Below are 16349 nucleotides of genomic sequence, written 5' to 3' on the forward strand. Positions count from 1 at the left end.
AGGATCGAGTAAAAAGTTAAGAAAAAAAGACAACCCTTAAGAAAGGTTGTCTGAAAGATTAGCGTTGACGGATCTCATTCGGTAATAAAATGGTTTGACGGTTGCCGTCATCATAAGCATAGACTTCTTGTGGGAAATCATAAGAAAAACCAAACGGCAGGTCAATCCCCATCTCAACCTCGCTGCCTTCTTGGGAGAAGTGCATCGTGACACGTCCATTATTGTTGATCAAATCAAAACTTAAGATATTGTCTAATGGGATCAAGCCCTTTAAGTCTAAGTCAATGATATACCAGATACTATCAATCAGCTCGCCTGGCAAGCTGGACACCACACCGACAGAGGCATAACGACTTTTTTTCGAATCAAATGTTTCAAACATAGATTTTCCTCCTTTAGTTGGAATCACTTACTAAAAGTACAAGTAAGCTTTGTAGTGCCTTATTGTAAATCTTTTTATCAAAAAAGACCACTCATTGTACTTGGTATATAAGAAAAACTAAATAATTAGCTACTTAAAGTAGGGAAGAAATTCTTCTTTATCTACTGTAATTTGATAAAAAAGAGACATGCCGGAATATTTCCGGCACATCTTAACAAATAGTTATTCTTCTGTTGATTCACCGATGACTTCTGGTTGAGTACCTTCAGATACTTCGCCTTCTGCAGGAAGTTCTTGAGCTTCTTGTACAGAAGCGACTTGTTCTTCTGCATCCGTTACAATCGTATAATCAGGGTTCTTAGGTAGATCGCTGATTGAGATTGATTGACCGATTTCTAGTCCAGAGATGTCAACTTCAATACCTTCTGGTAATTTTTCTGGTGTTGCAGAGACAATTACTGTATAAAGTGTTTGGGCAAGCACTCCGCCAGCCTTCACGCCAACAGCTTCACCGACTAGATTAATTTCTGTTTCAGCTTCAGTTTCTTCTGACAAGTTTACAGATACTAATTCAACATGTGTTAAACGATGAGTAAAAGTATCTAATTGAGTCTCACGTAATAATGTGTTTACTTTCTTTCCGCCAATTTCAACAGTAAAAACAGTATTTGCACCATTTTCACGCAATAATCTTGAAAATTCACGCTCGTCGATTGAAATAGGTGTGCTTTCAACCTTGTACCCATTGACGATTGCGGGAACTTTTCCTTCATGACGTAATTTGTTACGAACGGAACGAGGACGAGTTGCTCTTTCTTCTACTTTCAATGATACTGCCATAACCAAATTCCTCCTTAAAATGTGACTGTCTGTGGTTAAGCAGACAGATTTTATTTAAGTGACGGGTTATTCTCAGCACAATGGCTTTGCGAAAAAAACGCAAAAAGACAGTCGTATACACAACTGTCCAAAAAAAGTCTAAGTACAACTTTCTCTACCAGGTCATAACGCTGTGTATGAGAAACCTTTTAACACCGAAGTGTCGATTCACTTAATCATACGAATCTCTGACTCGTATAATTAAATTCTAGGTCTAATCTAATCGAAATGCAAGCATTAACTTCCTGCTGGTTTTGAGTAAAGAGTGATTTTATCAGTGGAAATGCGCTAGTGTAGAGGTTTTAGAGAGGAAATTAATTATTTAATAGAGCATGATTTACAGGCAAAAGATAAACCGTACTGTTCTTCAAAAGTGAATAAAACGTAAATGCCAAGCTTGAGGGTTTTGTCTTCTATATAAAATTCGGTATAATAAGTCCGACAGATTTGAAGGAGACCAACATGCGCTTAGATAAGGTGATAGAACAAAATCTTAAAACGTCTCGAAAAGAGATGAAACGTCTGTTTCTTATGAAGAAGGTTTTTGTTGATGGGGCAATCGAGCTTAATCAGCATCGAAATGTCGACAGTCAGCTCCATGAGATTCTTGTTGATGGTCAAAAATTGAAAACGAGTCATGTATATTATTTACTGAATAAACCAGCAGGTGTTGTGACAGCCAAGAAAGATGCAAAACTTCAAACAGTAACACAGTTAGTGGGGGAAGAAGACCGCCCTGCCGCTTTATATCCAGTCGGCCGCTTAGATCGAGATACAAAAGGATTATTACTTTTGACGGACAATGGACAATTAGGTTATGATCTTTTGCAGCCGCATGCTAAAGTTGCAAAGCTGTATCGTGCAACAGTTAATGAAACAGTGACCACAGCAGATGTGGCGGCTTTTGAAAAAGGGATAATTTTTCACGGTGGGATACGTTGTCAGCCAGCACAGTTGAAAATTCTGAATTCAGAAGCTGGAAATTCGGAGGTTCTGCTGACTATCCAAGAAGGCAAGTTTCATCAAGTCAAAAAGATGTTTTTGGCTCGTGGGAAAAAAGTGACTAGTCTGGTGCGCCTTGCAATGGGGCCGTTGATTTTACCAGAAGACTTAGCAGAAGGTGCTTATCGATCGTTGACGCTAGCTGAGCTTCGACAATTAAAAACATACTTTAGATAGAAGGTTTGAAAATGGGATACGAAACAATTTTATTTGATATTGATGATACTTTACTGGATTTTAAGGCAGCGGAAGAGCAAGCTTTAAGCTGGCTATTTCAAGATATGGGGGTAGAGCCCTCCCTATCAGTGAAAAATAATTATAAAAAAATGAATCAAGGATTCTGGCGTGACCATGAAGCAGGGTTGCTTTCGCGCCAAGAACTGTTAGATAACCGCTTCCGTTTATTTTTTGAGCAGTATGAACGAGAGGTTGATGGTCCGAGGACAGAAGCTCGTTATCGGCACTATTTAAATCAAGGGCATCAGTTGATCTCAAACAGCCTAGAAGTCGTGGAGAACTTAAGTCAGAAAAAAGATCTTTATGTAGTTACTAATGGAGTCTCTGCAACGCAGCACCAACGTCTAAAAAAATCAGGACTGGCTCCTTATTTTAAGAAATTGTTTATTTCGGAAGAGATGGGTGTCCATAAACCGATGAAAGAATTCTTTGACATTGTTTTTGCTGAGATTCCTCAGTTGGATAAAGAAAAGACCGTAATCGTTGGTGATTCTTTAACTTCAGACATCAAAGGTGGGCAAACTGCTGGGATAGATACGATCTGGATGAATCCACAGGGAAAAGAAGCAATGGAAATCAAACCAACATTTCAGATTAAAAAATTAACTGACCTCTATCAGATTTTAGAAGAATTTTAAGTTTTTGATAGTAATTTGGCGATGTTTCGCTATAATAGGACTAATGAAAAACGAAAGAGGTTTTATTTGCATGGAAAACAAGCCGATCATTATTGGTGTAACGGGCGGTTCGGGAAGTGGAAAAACAAGTGTTAGCCGCGCGATTTACAATCGGTTTCCCAATCATTCGATTATGATGCTGGAGCACGATTCTTATTATAAGGACCAAAGCGGTATCAGCTTTGAGGAACGGTTAAAAACAAATTATGATCATCCGTTTGCGTTTGACACAGATTTATTAATCGAGCATTTAAAAGAGTTAACGAAATACCAATCGGTAGAAGTGCCGATCTATGATTACGTAAAGCATACCCGCAGTGAAAAAGTCTATGTGCAAGAACCCAAAGAGGTCATTATCTTGGAAGGGATCTTAATTCTTGAGGACGAACGTTTACGCGATTTGATGGATATAAAGATCTATGTAGATACTGATGATGACATTCGGATCATTCGTCGTATCAAACGAGATATGAACGAGCGTGGTCGGACTCTAGAATCAGTTATCGACCAATACTTGACAGTAGTTAAGCCGATGTACCACCAATTTATTGAACCGACCAAACGCTACGCAGACATCATCGTACCAGAAGGCGGAGAAAATCATGTAGCTATCGATCTGATTGCGACAAAAGTAGCGAGTTTTTTGAATCATGAGTAAAAAGAGCAAGACAGAAAGTTTTCTGTCTTGCTCTTTTTAACAATTTTTTATGATGCGGCCGAGAAGACTCGAACTTCCACGGTATTGCTACCACTAGCGCCTGAAGCTAGCGCGTCTGCCAATTCCGCCACGACCGCAAAGAAAGCACGTATTTATTTTAGCATAAAAAATTGATTATGACAGCGAAAAAGATGCGATGCTAAATGAAAAATCCCGACTCAGTTAATAAGTCGGGAAAAATGTTATAAGTAGTATTTTTTAGCGACTGTTAAGTCGTCGTTCAAGTCATAAACAAGCGGTTGACCTGTTGGGATTTCTAAGTCCATGATATCTTCGTCAGAAATACCTTCAATGTGTTTAGCTAATGCACGCAGTGAGTTGCCGTGCGCTGCTACTAAAACAGTTTTGCCGTCTTTCAAAGCAGGAGCGATTTCATCTTGCCAGAAAGGTAATGCACGTTCTAGAGTAACTTTTAAGTTTTCTCCACCAGGGATATCGCGAGGATCCATCATTGCATAACGACGATCTTGTGCTGCTGAGCCTTCATCAGTTGCTTCCATCAATGGAGGTAATACATCGTATGAACGACGCCAGATGTGAACTTGTTCGTCACCGTATTTTTCAGCGGTTTCTTTTTTGTTCAGGCCTTGCAATTTACCATAGTGACGTTCGTTTAAGCGCCAAGATTTGATTGTTGGTACCCAAAGTTGATCGGAGTTTTCTAAGATCAAGTCACAAGTTTTGATTGCACGAGTTAAAACAGATGTATATGCAACATCGAATTCAATTCCTGCTTCTTTGATTTTACGGCCGCCTTCTTTTGCTTCTTCGACACCTTCTGGAGCCAAGTCAACGTCTGCCCAGCCAGTAAATTGATTCAATTTGTTCCATTCACTTAAGCCGTGACGAGAAAAAACTAATTTTGGCATAACATTCTCTCCTTTGAAATTTCTGAAATTTTCAATTCCTGATTCATTGTACAATGTTTCCGCCATGATTTCCATTAAATTGAGTGTGTTTTTTATCAAATCACATGCTTTAAAGGGATTTTTATAAAATTATTTTGCTGGAGTTTCTAAAATTTTTGGCCCTTCAGTAGTGCCGACAATTACACGAGAGATCATATCGATAAATAAGCCATGCTCAACAACACCGACACAAGCATCAAGTTCTTCAGCGAGTGCATGTGGATTTTCAATAGTTTCTAAATGAAGGTCAATAATGTAATGCCCTCCATCTGTAGTTAAGAGTTCATTAGCATCATCCATGCGCCATGTTGGCTCGTAACCTTTTGATTCAAACAGACGAAAGACGTTGTGACTGCCGAATGGCACGACTTCAACAGGTAAAGAAAATTGCCCCAACTTATTAACCATTTTGCTTTCGTCTACAATCCAGATGCAATCCTTTGAATAGGTTGCCACTACTTTTTCGAAGAGCAGCGCTGCACCGCCGCCTTTGATTCCTTGAAAGTCATTGCTGATTTCATCTGCACCATCAATTGTAAGGTCGACCGATTCTACATCGTCAATTGCTTTTAAGGGAATACCTAATTCTTTTGCCTGTTCTTCTGTTTTAGAGGAAGTCACAACACCTGTAATCTTTAAGCCTTCCTCATTCACTCGACGACCTAATTCCTTCACTAAATAATAAGCTGTTGATCCAGTACCTAGCCCAACGGTCATTCCGTCTTTGACAAATTTTGCTGCTTCAATCCCAACTGATTCTTTCAAATTCATTGAAAAATCCCACCTTTTGTTAAGTTACGTTCATTGTAATCGCAAAAAAAGAAAAAAGATAGCCTTTTAAGTAAAAAAGACCAAAAAAATGAATGCGGTTTATTTGCTGGGAATCTGGGAATTAACAAACTATTTATTTTACGAATAAGAATTTTCTTATTTGGATATTTTTCTAAAGGGCTGGTTACAACATTAATAGTAGAAAAAAACTCTGAATAGTTTGTTGACAGCTAAAATCAATCATGGTATGCTATCAAAGGTGCTTTGTGAACAGGTCTCTCGATAGAGACGTGCTGACTGTGTCGAAGTACAGCTTGATAGAGAATGCAGGGATGCATTATTTTTTATCGCAGAAAAAGAACCACACGGATGTGTGGTACTAGGAAGCGAATCGAGGAAGGAGGAAACAAGGAATGCCTACAATTAATCAATTAGTACGTAAACCTCGTAAATCAAAGGTGGAAAAATCAAATTCACCAGCATTGAACAAAGGATATAACAGCTTTAAGAAAGCTCAAACAAATGTGAACTCACCACAAAAACGTGGAGTTTGTACACGTGTGGGGACTATGACGCCTAAGAAACCTAACTCAGCGTTACGTAAATATGCTCGTGTTCGTTTGTCAAACTTGATCGAAGTAACAGCTTATATTCCAGGTATCGGCCATAACCTACAAGAACATAGTGTTGTTCTATTACGTGGTGGTCGTGTAAAAGACTTACCAGGGGTACGTTACCATATCGTTCGTGGCGCACTAGATACTGCTGGTGTTAACGATCGTAAACAAAGCCGTTCTAAATACGGTACTAAAAAACCTAAAGCTTAATCAAACGAATAGATAAAGACATATTTTCGAAAAGGAGGAGTTACGTATGACTCGTAAGGGAGCTATCGCAAAACGCGACGTTTTGCCAGATCCTATGTATAACTCTAAGCTAGTAACTCGTTTAATCAACCGTGTAATGGTTGATGGAAAACGCGGAACTGCTTCAAATATTGTATACAATGCTTTTAGCACAATCAAAGAATCAACAGGAAATGATCCGTTAGAAGTTTTCGAACAAGCAATGGAAAATATCATGCCTGTACTAGAAGTTAAAGCCCGCCGTGTTGGGGGATCTAACTACCAAGTACCCGTTGAAGTACGTCCAGAACGTCGTACTACTTTAGGATTGCGTTGGGTTGTAAACTTCGCTCGTCTACGCGGCGAACATACAATGGAAGAACGCTTAGCGAAAGAACTTATGGATGCTGCTAACAACACTGGCGCTTCTGTAAAAAAACGCGAAGATACACACAAAATGGCGGAAGCCAACCGTGCATTTGCTCATTATCGTTGGTAAGATATTTTCTGCTGACGAAGGTCAACAGATGTCTGACCGAACCATGCTAATTTAATAGAAGAGAGGAGCAAACAAAGAAATGGCAAGAGAATTTTCTCTAGACAATACTCGTAATATCGGGATCATGGCTCACGTTGATGCTGGTAAAACAACAACAACAGAGCGTGTCTTATACTACACTGGTAAAATCCATAAAATTGGAGAAACTCACGAAGGCGCTTCTCAAATGGACTGGATGGAACAAGAACAAGAACGTGGTATCACGATTACATCTGCCGCTACTACAGCGCAATGGAAAGGTCACCGCGTAAATATCATTGATACCCCAGGACACGTGGACTTCACAATCGAAGTTCAACGTTCATTACGTGTACTTGACGGTGCAGTAACTGTATTGGACTCACAATCAGGTGTAGAACCACAAACAGAAACTGTCTGGCGTCAAGCAACAGAATATGGCGTTCCGCGTATCGTATTCTGTAACAAAATGGACAAAATCGGTGCTGACTTCCTTTACTCAGTAAGCACTTTACATGATCGTTTGCAAGCAAATGCTCATCCAATCCAATTACCAATTGGTGCGGAAGATGATTTCACTGGAATTATTGACTTAGTCAAAATGAAAGCTGAGATTTACACAAACGATTTAGGTACAGAAATTCAAGAAACTGAAATTCCTGCTGACTATCAGGGATTAGCTGAAGAATGGCGCGAAAAATTAGTTGAGGCTGTAGCTGATACTGATGAAGACCTAATGATGAAATTCTTGGAAGGTGAAGAAATCACTGAAGAAGAATTGAAAGCAGGTATCCGTAACGCGACTTTAGCGGTAGATTTCTACCCAGTTTTATGTGGTTCAGCCTTCAAGAACAAAGGTGTTCAATTGATGTTGGATGCAGTCATCGACTATCTTCCAGCGCCAACTGATGTACCTGCGATCAAAGGTTTCAACCCTAAAACTGACGAAGAAACTGAACGTCCTGCAGACGATTCAGCTCCATTTTCATCACTAGCGTTTAAAGTAATGACTGACCCGTTCGTAGGTCGTCTAACTTTCTTCCGTGTGTACTCAGGTGTGCTAAACTCTGGTTCATACGTGTTGAATGCTTCTAAAGGCAAACGTGAACGTATCGGACGTATTCTACAAATGCACGCGAATACTCGTAAAGAAATCGAAACGGTTTATTCAGGAGATATCGCAGCTGCTGTTGGTTTGAAAGATACAACTACTGGGGATACGCTTTGTGATGAAAAATCACCAGTTATCCTTGAATCTATCGAATTCCCTGATCCAGTTATCGAAGTTGCTGTTGAGCCTAAATCAAAAGCTGACCAAGATAAGATGGGTGTGGCGCTACAAAAACTTGCTGAAGAAGATCCTTCATTCCGCGTTGAAACAAACGTTGAAACTGGCGAAACAGTTATCGCTGGTATGGGTGAACTTCACTTAGACGTTTTAGTAGACCGCATGCGTCGTGAATTTAAAGTAGATGCAAACGTAGGAGCGCCTCAAGTATCTTATCGTGAAACTTTCCGTGCTTCAACAAATGCAGAAGGTAAGTTTGTACGTCAGTCAGGTGGTAAAGGTCAATACGGTCACGTATGGATTGAATTTACACCTAACGAAGAAGGTAAAGGCTTCGAATTCGAAAATGCAATTGTCGGTGGTGTGGTTCCTCGTGAATACATCCCAGCAGTTGAAAAAGGATTAGAAGACGCAATGGCAAACGGTGTGTTAGCTGGGTATCCATTAGTTGACATTAAAGCTAAGCTTTATGATGGTTCATACCATGATGTCGATTCAAATGAAACAGCCTTCCGTGTAGCAGCTTCTATGGCTCTACGTGCGGCAGCTAAGAAAGCTAGCCCATCAATCCTTGAACCAATGATGAAAGTTACGATCACTGTTCCAGAAGATTACTTAGGTGATGTGATGGGTCACGTAACTGCTCGTCGTGGACGTGTTGAAGGTATGGAAGCGCATGGTAACGCACAAATCGTTAACGCAATCGTGCCGTTAGCTGAAATGTTCGGTTACGCAACAACGCTTCGTTCATCAACGCAAGGACGTGGAACATTCATGATGGTCTTTGACCACTATGAAGATGTACCTAAATCTGTTCAAGAGGAAATTATTAAGAAAAACGGCGGCAAAGCTGAATAATTCTTAAAAGTCAATTGGTTTTTGACTGCTTTTTCTAAAAGAACTGTATTTTTAGTAACGTTTCATGTAAAATAATTAACTGATGATATGGGCTCGCAGCGCTTTTGCGGTGCGGACCTATCAGATAAAAAATAATCTCATTTACTTAGGAGGAACAATTTAAATGGCTAAAGAAAAATTTGACCGTTCAAAACCCCATGTTAACATTGGTACTATCGGACACGTTGACCATGGTAAAACTACTTTAACTGCTGCAATTACAACTGTACTTGCTAAACAAGGCGGAGCAGAAGCAATGGATTACGCTTCAATCGATGGTGCACCTGAAGAACGCGAACGTGGGATCACTATCAACACTTCTCACGTAGAATACGAAACTGACAACCGTCACTATGCTCACGTTGACTGCCCAGGACACGCGGACTACGTTAAAAACATGATCACTGGTGCTGCACAAATGGACGGAGCTATCTTAGTAGTATCTGCTGCTGATGGCCCTATGCCTCAAACTCGTGAACACATCTTGTTATCTCGTAACGTTGGTGTTCCTTACATCGTTGTATTCTTAAACAAAATGGATATGGTTGACGATGAAGAATTACTAGAATTAGTTGAAATGGAAGTTCGTGACTTATTAACTGAATACGACTTCCCAGGCGACGACACTCCAGTTATCGCAGGTTCAGCTTTGAAAGCTTTAGAAGGCGATGCTTCATACGAAGAAAAAATCTTAGAATTAATGGCTGCTGTTGACGAATACATCCCAACACCAGTTCGTGATACTGACAAACCATTCATGATGCCAGTCGAAGACGTATTCTCAATCACTGGTCGTGGTACTGTTGCAACTGGTCGTGTTGAACGTGGACAAGTTCGCGTTGGTGACGAAGTTGAAATCGTAGGTATCGCTGAAGACACTGCTAAAACAACTGTAACAGGTGTTGAAATGTTCCGTAAATTATTAGATTACGCTGAAGCAGGAGACAACATTGGTGCGTTATTGCGTGGGGTTGCACGTGAAGACATCCAACGTGGACAAGTATTGGCTAAACCAGCTTCAATTACTCCACATACAAAGTTCTCTGCAGAAGTTTACGTTTTAACTAAAGAAGAAGGTGGACGTCATACACCATTCTTCACTAACTACCGCCCTCAGTTCTACTTCCGTACAACTGACGTAACTGGTGTAGTTGATCTACCAGAAGGTACTGAAATGGTAATGCCTGGTGATAACGTAACTATGGAAGTTGAATTAATCCACCCAATCGCTATTGAAGACGGAACTCGTTTCTCAATTCGTGAAGGCGGACGTACTGTTGGTTCAGGCGTTGTAACTTCAATCAAAGCATAATTAACGTTTTAATTTGAATTTATGATCGGACGTAAAGAGTTGCTGATTTTTCAGCGACTCTTTTTTTGTTTTGGCTGAATATAAAAGGACAAATAAAAACTGATTTTATGGCATTTTAAAGGATATAGAAAGTATTTTACCAGCGTGGAATTCTATAAATAGAAGCAGGCGTGTGAAATTTCAATATACTATTTTCTGAAAACCAAAGCAAAAGTTCAAAAAAACCTAGAAAATCCTTGCAATCACTAATCTCATGTAATATAATCATAAAGGTGCTGTTTGCAGAAGTGCAAATATCATTGGGGGGTTCGAAAAGGAATCCGTCGGCTTTGAAACGAGAGGTTGCGACACGCCCGGACGCTTTGCCACGAACGAGCGTGACGGAGATTTTCGTGGAGCTATGTCTACTTTTAAAATAGGCGAAGGAGGGAACAAGATGGCAAAACAAAAAATTCGTATCCGTTTAAAAGCGTATGAACATGGTATTTTAGATCAATCAGCGGACAAAATCGTAGAAACTGCAAAAAGAACTGGAGCTAGTGTATCTGGTCCAATTCCATTACCAACTGAACGCAGTCTGTACACTGTAATCCGTGCGACTCATAAATACAAAGATTCACGCGAACAATTCGAAATGCGTACTCACAAACGTCTGATTGACATTGTGAACCCAACACCGAAGACAGTTGATGCTTTAATGAAGCTTGACTTACCATCAGGTGTGAATATCGAAATCAAATTATAATTAAGAAGATGGAGGTGTAATCATGACCAAAGGAATCTTAGGGAAAAAAGTGGGAATGACTCAAATCTTCACTGAATCTGGTGAACTTATTCCAGTTACTGTTATCGAAGCTACTCCAAACGTTGTTTTACAAGTGAAGACAATGGAAAACGATGGCTACGAAGCTGTTCAATTAGGTTACCAAGATATGCGTGAAGTTTTGTCTAACAAACCTGCGAAAGGTCATGTTGCAAAAGCAAACACGGCTCCTAAGCGCTTCATTCGAGAATTCAAAGATGTTGAGCTAGGAGACTATGAAGTAGGTAAAGAAGTGAAAGTTGATACTTTCCAAGCTGGAGACATCATTGATGTTACCGGAACGACTAAAGGTAAAGGATTCCAAGGCGTTATCAAACGTCACGGACAAAGCCGCGGCCCAATGGCTCACGGTTCTCGTTACCACCGTCGTCCTGGATCTATGGGTCCTGTTGCACCAAACCGCGTATTTAAAAATAAAAAACTTGCTGGTCGCATGGGCGGCAACCGTGTAACGATTCAAAATCTTGAAATCGTTCGTGTGGACGCTGATCGCAACGTTATCTTAGTTAAGGGGAATGTTCCTGGAGCTAAAAAATCTTTAATCACTATCAAATCAGCTGTGAAAGCTAAATAATTAGTTAAAGGAAAGGAGGAACTAAGGAATGCCAACTGTAGCATTATTCAAACAAGATGGAACTCAAAATGGTGACATCACTTTAAATGAAGAAATCTTCGGAATCGAACCAAATGAAAGTGTTGTTTACGATGCAATCGTTATGCAACGCGCTTCATTAAGACAAGGAACACACGCTGTGAAAAATCGTAGCGCAGTTCGCGGCGGTGGTCGCAAACCATGGCGTCAAAAAGGAACTGGACGTGCTCGTCAAGGTTCTATCCGTTCACCACAATGGCGTGGAGGTGGCGTTGTCTTCGGACCTACACCACGTTCATACAGCTACAAACTTCCTAAAAAAGTTCGTCGCTTAGCAATCAAATCTGTTTTATCAGAAAAAGTTGCTGAAAATAACTTAGTTGCTGTTGATGCTTTAAGCTTTGACGCACCTAAAACCAAAGAATTTAAACAAGTTTTAAGTAGCTTGTCTATTGATTCTAAAGTATTGGTTGTATTAGAAACAGAAAATGAAGTTGCAGGTTTAGCTGCTCGCAACTTATCAAACGTTACTGTTACTACTTCAAACAACGTTACTGTATTAGATGTAGTCGCTAATGACAAGATCTTAGCAACGCAAACTGCTCTTACTCAAATTGAGGAGGTGCTTGCATAATGAACTTACTAGACGTAATTAAACGCCCGGTGATCACTGAAAAATCCATGTTAGATATGGATGAAAAGAAATACACTTTCGAAGTTGACACTCGCGCAAACAAAACTTTAGTGAAACAAGCTGTTGAAGCTGCTTTCGACGTTAAAGTTAAAAACGTAAACATTATGAATGCTAAACCAAAAGCAAAACGTATGGGTAAATATCAAGGCTTCACGAAAAAACGTCGCAAAGCTGTTGTGACTTTGACTGAAGACTCAAAAGAAATCCAGCTTTTCGATGCTGCTGAATAAGCACAAGAAATAGCGATTAATACAGGAGGGAAACAGACGTGGCGATTAAGAAGTACAAACCAACCACAAATGGCCGTCGTAATATGACAAGTTCTGACTTTGCTGAGATCACTACTAGCACGCCAGAAAAAACTTTGTTAGAGCCATTAAAAAATAATGCTGGCCGCAACAACAACGGTCGCATTACTGTACGTCACCAAGGCGGCGGACACAAACGCCAATATCGTGTGATTGATTTCAAACGTAATAAAGATGATATCGTTGCAACCGTTCAAACGATCGAATACGATCCAAACCGTTCAGCGAATATTGCATTAGTTCACTATACAGACGGAGTGAAGGCTTACATTTTAGCCCCTAAAGGTCTAGAAGTTGGCATGACACTCGTTTCAGGGAAAGATGCAGATATCAAAATCGGGAATGCTTTACCACTAGAAAATATTCCAGTTGGTACTGTTGTTCACAACATTGAAATGAAACCCGGCAAAGGCGGACAATTAATCCGTTCAGCTGGTACAAGTGCTCAAGTACTTGGTAAAGAAGGAAAATACGTATTAGTACGTTTAAACTCTGGCGAAGTTCGCATGATCTTAGCTACTTGCCGTGCTACTATCGGTTCTGTTGGTAACGAACAACACGAATTAATCAATATCGGTAAAGCTGGTCGTTCTCGTTGGATGCGTAAACGCCCAACTGTACGTGGTAGCGTAATGAACCCTAACGATCACCCACATGGTGGTGGTGAAGGTAAAGCTCCAGTTGGACGTAAAGCTCCTGTATCTCCTTGGGGACAACCTGCATTGGGGTATAAAACTCGTAATAAGAAAGCTGCATCAGACAAGCTTATCGTACGTCGTCGCAAGACTAAATAGAACCATTGACTATGTGTCGCATATTTTGAGAGGAGGTACACCATGGGTCGTAGTTTGAAAAAAGGACCTTTCGTCGATGATCATTTGATGAAAAAGGTTGAAGCGCAACAAGGTGTTGAAAAGAAAAAAGTTATCAAAACTTGGTCTCGTCGTTCAACAATTTTCCCTAGTTTTGTAGGATTTACAATTGCTGTTTATGACGGACGCAAACATGTGCCAGTTTACATCCAAGAAGACATGGTAGGACATAAATTAGGTGAATTTGCACCATCAAGAACTTATCGTGGACATGCCGCCGACGATAAGAAAACAAGACGTTAATTTTGAGGGGAGGATATTAACATGGCAGAACAAATTACATCAGCTAAGGCAACTGCGAAAACAGTTCGCACTTCTCCTCGTAAAGCACGTTTAGTAATCGATCTTATCAGAGGAAAAAGCGTAGCAGAAGCAATTTCAATCTTGAAATTCACACCAAATAAATCTGCAGGAATCATCGAAAAAGTTATGATGTCAGCAGTTGCTAACGCAGAAAACAACTTTGACTTAGATGTTGAAAATTTGGTAGTTTCTGAAGCATTTGTTAACGAAGGACCAACAATGAAACGTTTCCGTCCGCGTGCAAAAGGTTCAGCTTCACCAATCAACAAACGTACAAGTCATATTACCGTTGTGGTATCAGAAAAATAAGGAGGGATAATCAGTGGGTCAAAAAGTAAATCCTATTGGAATGCGTGTAGGCATCATCCGTGAGTGGGATGCTAAATGGTATGCCGAAAAAGAGTATGCTGAATTTCTACACGAAGATTTGAGAATCCGTAAGTTCATCGCAACTAAACTTGCTGATGCCGCTGTGTCAACTGTTGAAATCGAACGTGCAGCAAATCGCGTAAACATTTCAATTCACACAGCCAAACCTGGTATGGTTATCGGTAAAGGCGGATCTGAAGTTGAGAGCCTAAGAAAAGAATTAAATAAATTAACTGGTAAACGAGTTCACATTAACATCGTTGAAATCAAAAAACCAGATTTAGATGCAAAATTAGTCGGTGAAGGAATCGCGCGTCAATTAGAAAACCGTGTTGCTTTCCGTCGTGCACAAAAACAAGCAATCCAACGTACAATGCGTTCAGGCGCAAAAGGAATCAAAACTCAAGTATCTGGTCGTTTGAATGGTGCGGATATCGCTCGTTCAGAAGGATACTCTGAAGGAACAGTTCCTCTTCATACATTGCGTGCCGACATTGATTACGCATGGGAAGAAGCAGATACAACATACGGAAAACTAGGAGTTAAAGTGTGGATTTATCGTGGAGAAATTCTTCCTACAAAGAAAAACACTAAGAAAGGAGGGAAATAATCATGTTAGTACCTAAACGTGTAAAACACCGTCGTGAATTCCGCGGTAAAATGCGTGGGGAAGCTAAAGGTGGTAAAGAAATCGCATTTGGAGAATATGGCTTACAAGCTGTTGATTCACATTGGATTACTAACCGCCAAATTGAAGCTGCCCGTATTGCAATGACTCGTTACATGAAACGTGGTGGGAAAGTATGGATTAAAATTTTCCCTCACAAATCTTATACTGCCAAAGCAATTGGTGTACGTATGGGATCTGGTAAAGGTGCTCCTGAAGGCTGGGTTTCACCAGTTAAACGCGGTAAGATCATGTTTGAAATCGCCGGCGTTCCTGAAGAAGTTGCTCGTGAAGCATTACGTCTTGCTTCTCACAAATTACCAATGAAGACTAAGATCGTAAAACGTGAGGAAATGGGTGGTGAATCGAATGAAGGTTAAAGAAATCAGAGAATTAACCACTGCCGAAATGCTAGATCAAGAAAAACAATTGAAAGAAGAATTGTTCAATCTTAGATTTCAATTAGCAACAGGTCAATTAGAAAACACTGCACGTATTAAAGAAGTACGTAAATCGATTGCACGCATCAAAACTGTGTTGCGTGAACAAGCTGACAAATAGTGGAAGGAGGCCATTTCCAGTATGACTGAAGAAAGAAATCAACGTAAGGTTTATCAAGGACGCGTGGTATCTGACAAAATGGATAAGACGATCACTGTTGTCGTTGAAACCAAAAAGAACCATCCAATCTACGGTAAACGTATGAAATATTCTAAAAAATACAAAGCTCACGATGAGAACAATGAAGCAAAAATTGGTGATATCGTGAAAATCATGGAAACTCGTCCATTATCAGCTACCAAACGTTTCCGTCTGGTTGAAATCGTTGAAAAAGCAGTGATTATCTAATCACACGAGATTTTCCTATATAGATGTTTCTTAAATCTGAAAGGAGGATACAAAAGTGATCCAAGCAGAAAGCCGTTTAAAAATCGCGGACAACTCAGGCGCTCGTGAAATTTTAACTATTAAAGTTCTTGGCGGATCTGGTCGCAAAACTGCTAATATCGGTGATGTGATTGTTGCTACGGTTAAACAAGCAACGCCAGGTGGTGTTGTCAAAAAGGGCGATGTGGTTAAAGCCGTTATCGTTCGAACTAAATCAGGCGCTCGTCGTACTGACGGTTCTTATATCAAATTTGATGAAAATGCAGCTGTTATCATTCGTGATGACAAGAGCCCAAGAGGAACACGTATCTTCGGACCTGTCGCTCGTGAACTACGCGAAGGCAACTTCATGAAGATCGTTTCATTGGCACCGGAAGTATTATAATCGAAAGATTCAACC

Annotated in this window: 23 protein-coding genes and 1 tRNA gene; 19 read left to right on the forward strand and 5 right to left on the reverse strand. The window is 40.1% G+C overall.

What is annotated here, in order from left to right; translation table 11 throughout:
* Positions 1-58: 58 nt before the first annotated feature.
* Complete coding sequence (locus JZO85_RS05190) at positions 59-382, reverse strand: DUF960 domain-containing protein (protein ID WP_207107459.1); 324 nt, start codon at positions 380-382, stop codon at positions 59-61.
* A 222-nt stretch (positions 383-604) separates the two neighbouring features.
* Positions 605-1222 carry a 50S ribosomal protein L25/general stress protein Ctc gene (locus JZO85_RS05195; protein ID WP_207107460.1) on the reverse strand — a complete coding sequence of 206 codons (618 nt, stop codon included), beginning with the start codon at positions 1220-1222 and terminating at the stop codon, positions 605-607.
* Positions 1223-1723: 501 nt separating this feature from the next.
* On the opposite strand from JZO85_RS05195, the gene JZO85_RS05200 reads away from it, so the two are divergent.
* The 3 genes from JZO85_RS05200 to udk all read left to right on the forward strand — a co-directional run bounded on the left by JZO85_RS05200 (position 1724) and on the right by udk (position 3835).
* Positions 1724-2440 carry a 16S rRNA pseudouridine(516) synthase gene (locus JZO85_RS05200; RefSeq protein ID WP_207107461.1) on the forward strand — a complete coding sequence of 239 codons (717 nt, stop codon included), beginning with the start codon at positions 1724-1726 and terminating at the stop codon, positions 2438-2440.
* Between the two features lie 11 nt (positions 2441-2451).
* Positions 2452-3138 (forward strand): YjjG family noncanonical pyrimidine nucleotidase, encoded by a 687-nt coding sequence (locus tag JZO85_RS05205; RefSeq protein ID WP_207107462.1) that lies wholly within the window; start codon positions 2452-2454, stop codon positions 3136-3138.
* A 70-nt stretch (positions 3139-3208) separates the two neighbouring features.
* On the forward strand, positions 3209-3835 hold the full coding sequence (udk, locus tag JZO85_RS05210; RefSeq protein WP_207107463.1) for a uridine kinase: 627 nt from the start codon (positions 3209-3211) through the stop codon (positions 3833-3835).
* A 53-nt stretch (positions 3836-3888) separates the two neighbouring features.
* Here the strand turns inward: udk and JZO85_RS05215 are convergent.
* From JZO85_RS05215 to rpiA, 3 genes are all read right to left on the reverse strand, one after another.
* A tRNA-Leu gene (locus JZO85_RS05215) sits at positions 3889-3972 on the reverse strand.
* Positions 3973-4077: 105 nt separating this feature from the next.
* Positions 4078-4764 carry a 2,3-diphosphoglycerate-dependent phosphoglycerate mutase gene (gene gpmA, locus JZO85_RS05220; protein ID WP_207107464.1) on the reverse strand — a complete coding sequence of 229 codons (687 nt, stop codon included), beginning with the start codon at positions 4762-4764 and terminating at the stop codon, positions 4078-4080.
* Positions 4765-4893: 129 nt separating this feature from the next.
* Positions 4894-5574, reverse strand: coding sequence for a ribose-5-phosphate isomerase RpiA (gene rpiA, locus JZO85_RS05225; RefSeq protein WP_207107465.1), 681 nt, complete (start codon positions 5572-5574; stop codon positions 4894-4896).
* A gap of 413 nt (positions 5575-5987) precedes the next feature.
* Here rpiA and rpsL point away from each other — a divergent pair, with 413 nt between their 5' ends.
* The 16 genes from rpsL (at position 5988) to rplN (ending at position 16334) form a co-directional block, all read left to right on the forward strand.
* Positions 5988-6401 carry a 30S ribosomal protein S12 gene (gene rpsL, locus JZO85_RS05230; protein WP_010742744.1) on the forward strand — a complete coding sequence of 138 codons (414 nt, stop codon included), beginning with the start codon at positions 5988-5990 and terminating at the stop codon, positions 6399-6401.
* Positions 6402-6447: 46 nt separating this feature from the next.
* A complete protein-coding gene (gene rpsG / locus JZO85_RS05235) occupies positions 6448-6918 on the forward strand; it encodes a 30S ribosomal protein S7 (protein WP_088935882.1) in 471 nt (156 codons plus the stop codon).
* 79 nt (positions 6919-6997) lie between these two features.
* Positions 6998-9082 (forward strand): elongation factor G, encoded by a 2085-nt coding sequence (fusA, locus tag JZO85_RS05240; RefSeq protein WP_207107466.1) that lies wholly within the window; start codon positions 6998-7000, stop codon positions 9080-9082.
* 163 nt (positions 9083-9245) lie between these two features.
* The gene (gene tuf / locus JZO85_RS05245; RefSeq protein ID WP_207107467.1) at positions 9246-10433 is read left to right on the forward strand and encodes an elongation factor Tu; all 1188 of its coding nucleotides are present in this window, start codon (positions 9246-9248) and stop codon (positions 10431-10433) included.
* Between the two features lie 436 nt (positions 10434-10869).
* Positions 10870-11178, forward strand: a complete 309-nt coding sequence (gene rpsJ, locus JZO85_RS05250) for a 30S ribosomal protein S10 (RefSeq protein ID WP_010756438.1) — start codon at positions 10870-10872, stop codon at positions 11176-11178.
* Positions 11179-11200: 22 nt separating this feature from the next.
* Positions 11201-11830 (forward strand): 50S ribosomal protein L3, encoded by a 630-nt coding sequence (gene rplC, locus JZO85_RS05255; protein WP_207107468.1) that lies wholly within the window; start codon positions 11201-11203, stop codon positions 11828-11830.
* Between the two features lie 28 nt (positions 11831-11858).
* Positions 11859-12482 carry a 50S ribosomal protein L4 gene (gene rplD, locus JZO85_RS05260; protein ID WP_207107469.1) on the forward strand — a complete coding sequence of 208 codons (624 nt, stop codon included), beginning with the start codon at positions 11859-11861 and terminating at the stop codon, positions 12480-12482.
* Positions 12482-12772, forward strand: coding sequence for a 50S ribosomal protein L23 (locus tag JZO85_RS05265; protein WP_010782060.1), 291 nt, complete (start codon positions 12482-12484; stop codon positions 12770-12772). Before rplD ends, JZO85_RS05265 begins: the two co-directional genes overlap by 1 nt.
* Positions 12773-12810: 38 nt before the next feature.
* On the forward strand, positions 12811-13644 hold the full coding sequence (gene rplB / locus JZO85_RS05270; RefSeq protein WP_207107470.1) for a 50S ribosomal protein L2: 834 nt from the start codon (positions 12811-12813) through the stop codon (positions 13642-13644).
* A 42-nt stretch (positions 13645-13686) separates the two neighbouring features.
* Positions 13687-13965: a 30S ribosomal protein S19 gene (gene rpsS, locus JZO85_RS05275; RefSeq protein ID WP_010742754.1), complete on the forward strand. Its 279-nt coding sequence runs from the start codon at positions 13687-13689 to the stop codon at positions 13963-13965.
* Between the two features lie 21 nt (positions 13966-13986).
* Entirely contained in the window at positions 13987-14334 is a 348-nt protein-coding gene (gene rplV / locus JZO85_RS05280; protein WP_010742755.1) for a 50S ribosomal protein L22, read from the forward strand.
* A 13-nt stretch (positions 14335-14347) separates the two neighbouring features.
* The gene (rpsC, locus tag JZO85_RS05285; RefSeq protein WP_088934192.1) at positions 14348-15004 is read left to right on the forward strand and encodes a 30S ribosomal protein S3; all 657 of its coding nucleotides are present in this window, start codon (positions 14348-14350) and stop codon (positions 15002-15004) included.
* Positions 15005-15006: 2 nt separating this feature from the next.
* Positions 15007-15441: a 50S ribosomal protein L16 gene (gene rplP, locus JZO85_RS05290; RefSeq protein WP_010747211.1), complete on the forward strand. Its 435-nt coding sequence runs from the start codon at positions 15007-15009 to the stop codon at positions 15439-15441.
* A complete protein-coding gene (gene rpmC / locus JZO85_RS05295) occupies positions 15431-15622 on the forward strand; it encodes a 50S ribosomal protein L29 (protein WP_010747210.1) in 192 nt (63 codons plus the stop codon). Before rplP ends, rpmC begins: the two co-directional genes overlap by 11 nt.
* A 21-nt stretch (positions 15623-15643) precedes the next feature.
* On the forward strand, positions 15644-15910 hold the full coding sequence (gene rpsQ, locus JZO85_RS05300) for a 30S ribosomal protein S17 (protein WP_010742759.1): 267 nt from the start codon (positions 15644-15646) through the stop codon (positions 15908-15910).
* 55 nt (positions 15911-15965) lie between these two features.
* Positions 15966-16334, forward strand: a complete 369-nt coding sequence (rplN, locus tag JZO85_RS05305) for a 50S ribosomal protein L14 (protein ID WP_010742760.1) — start codon at positions 15966-15968, stop codon at positions 16332-16334.
* Positions 16335-16349: the final 15 nt, after the last annotated feature.

The sequence above is a fragment of the Candidatus Enterococcus murrayae genome (assembly GCF_017315985.1).
GTDB classification, from domain to species: domain Bacteria; phylum Bacillota; class Bacilli; order Lactobacillales; family Enterococcaceae; genus Enterococcus_A; species Enterococcus_A murrayae.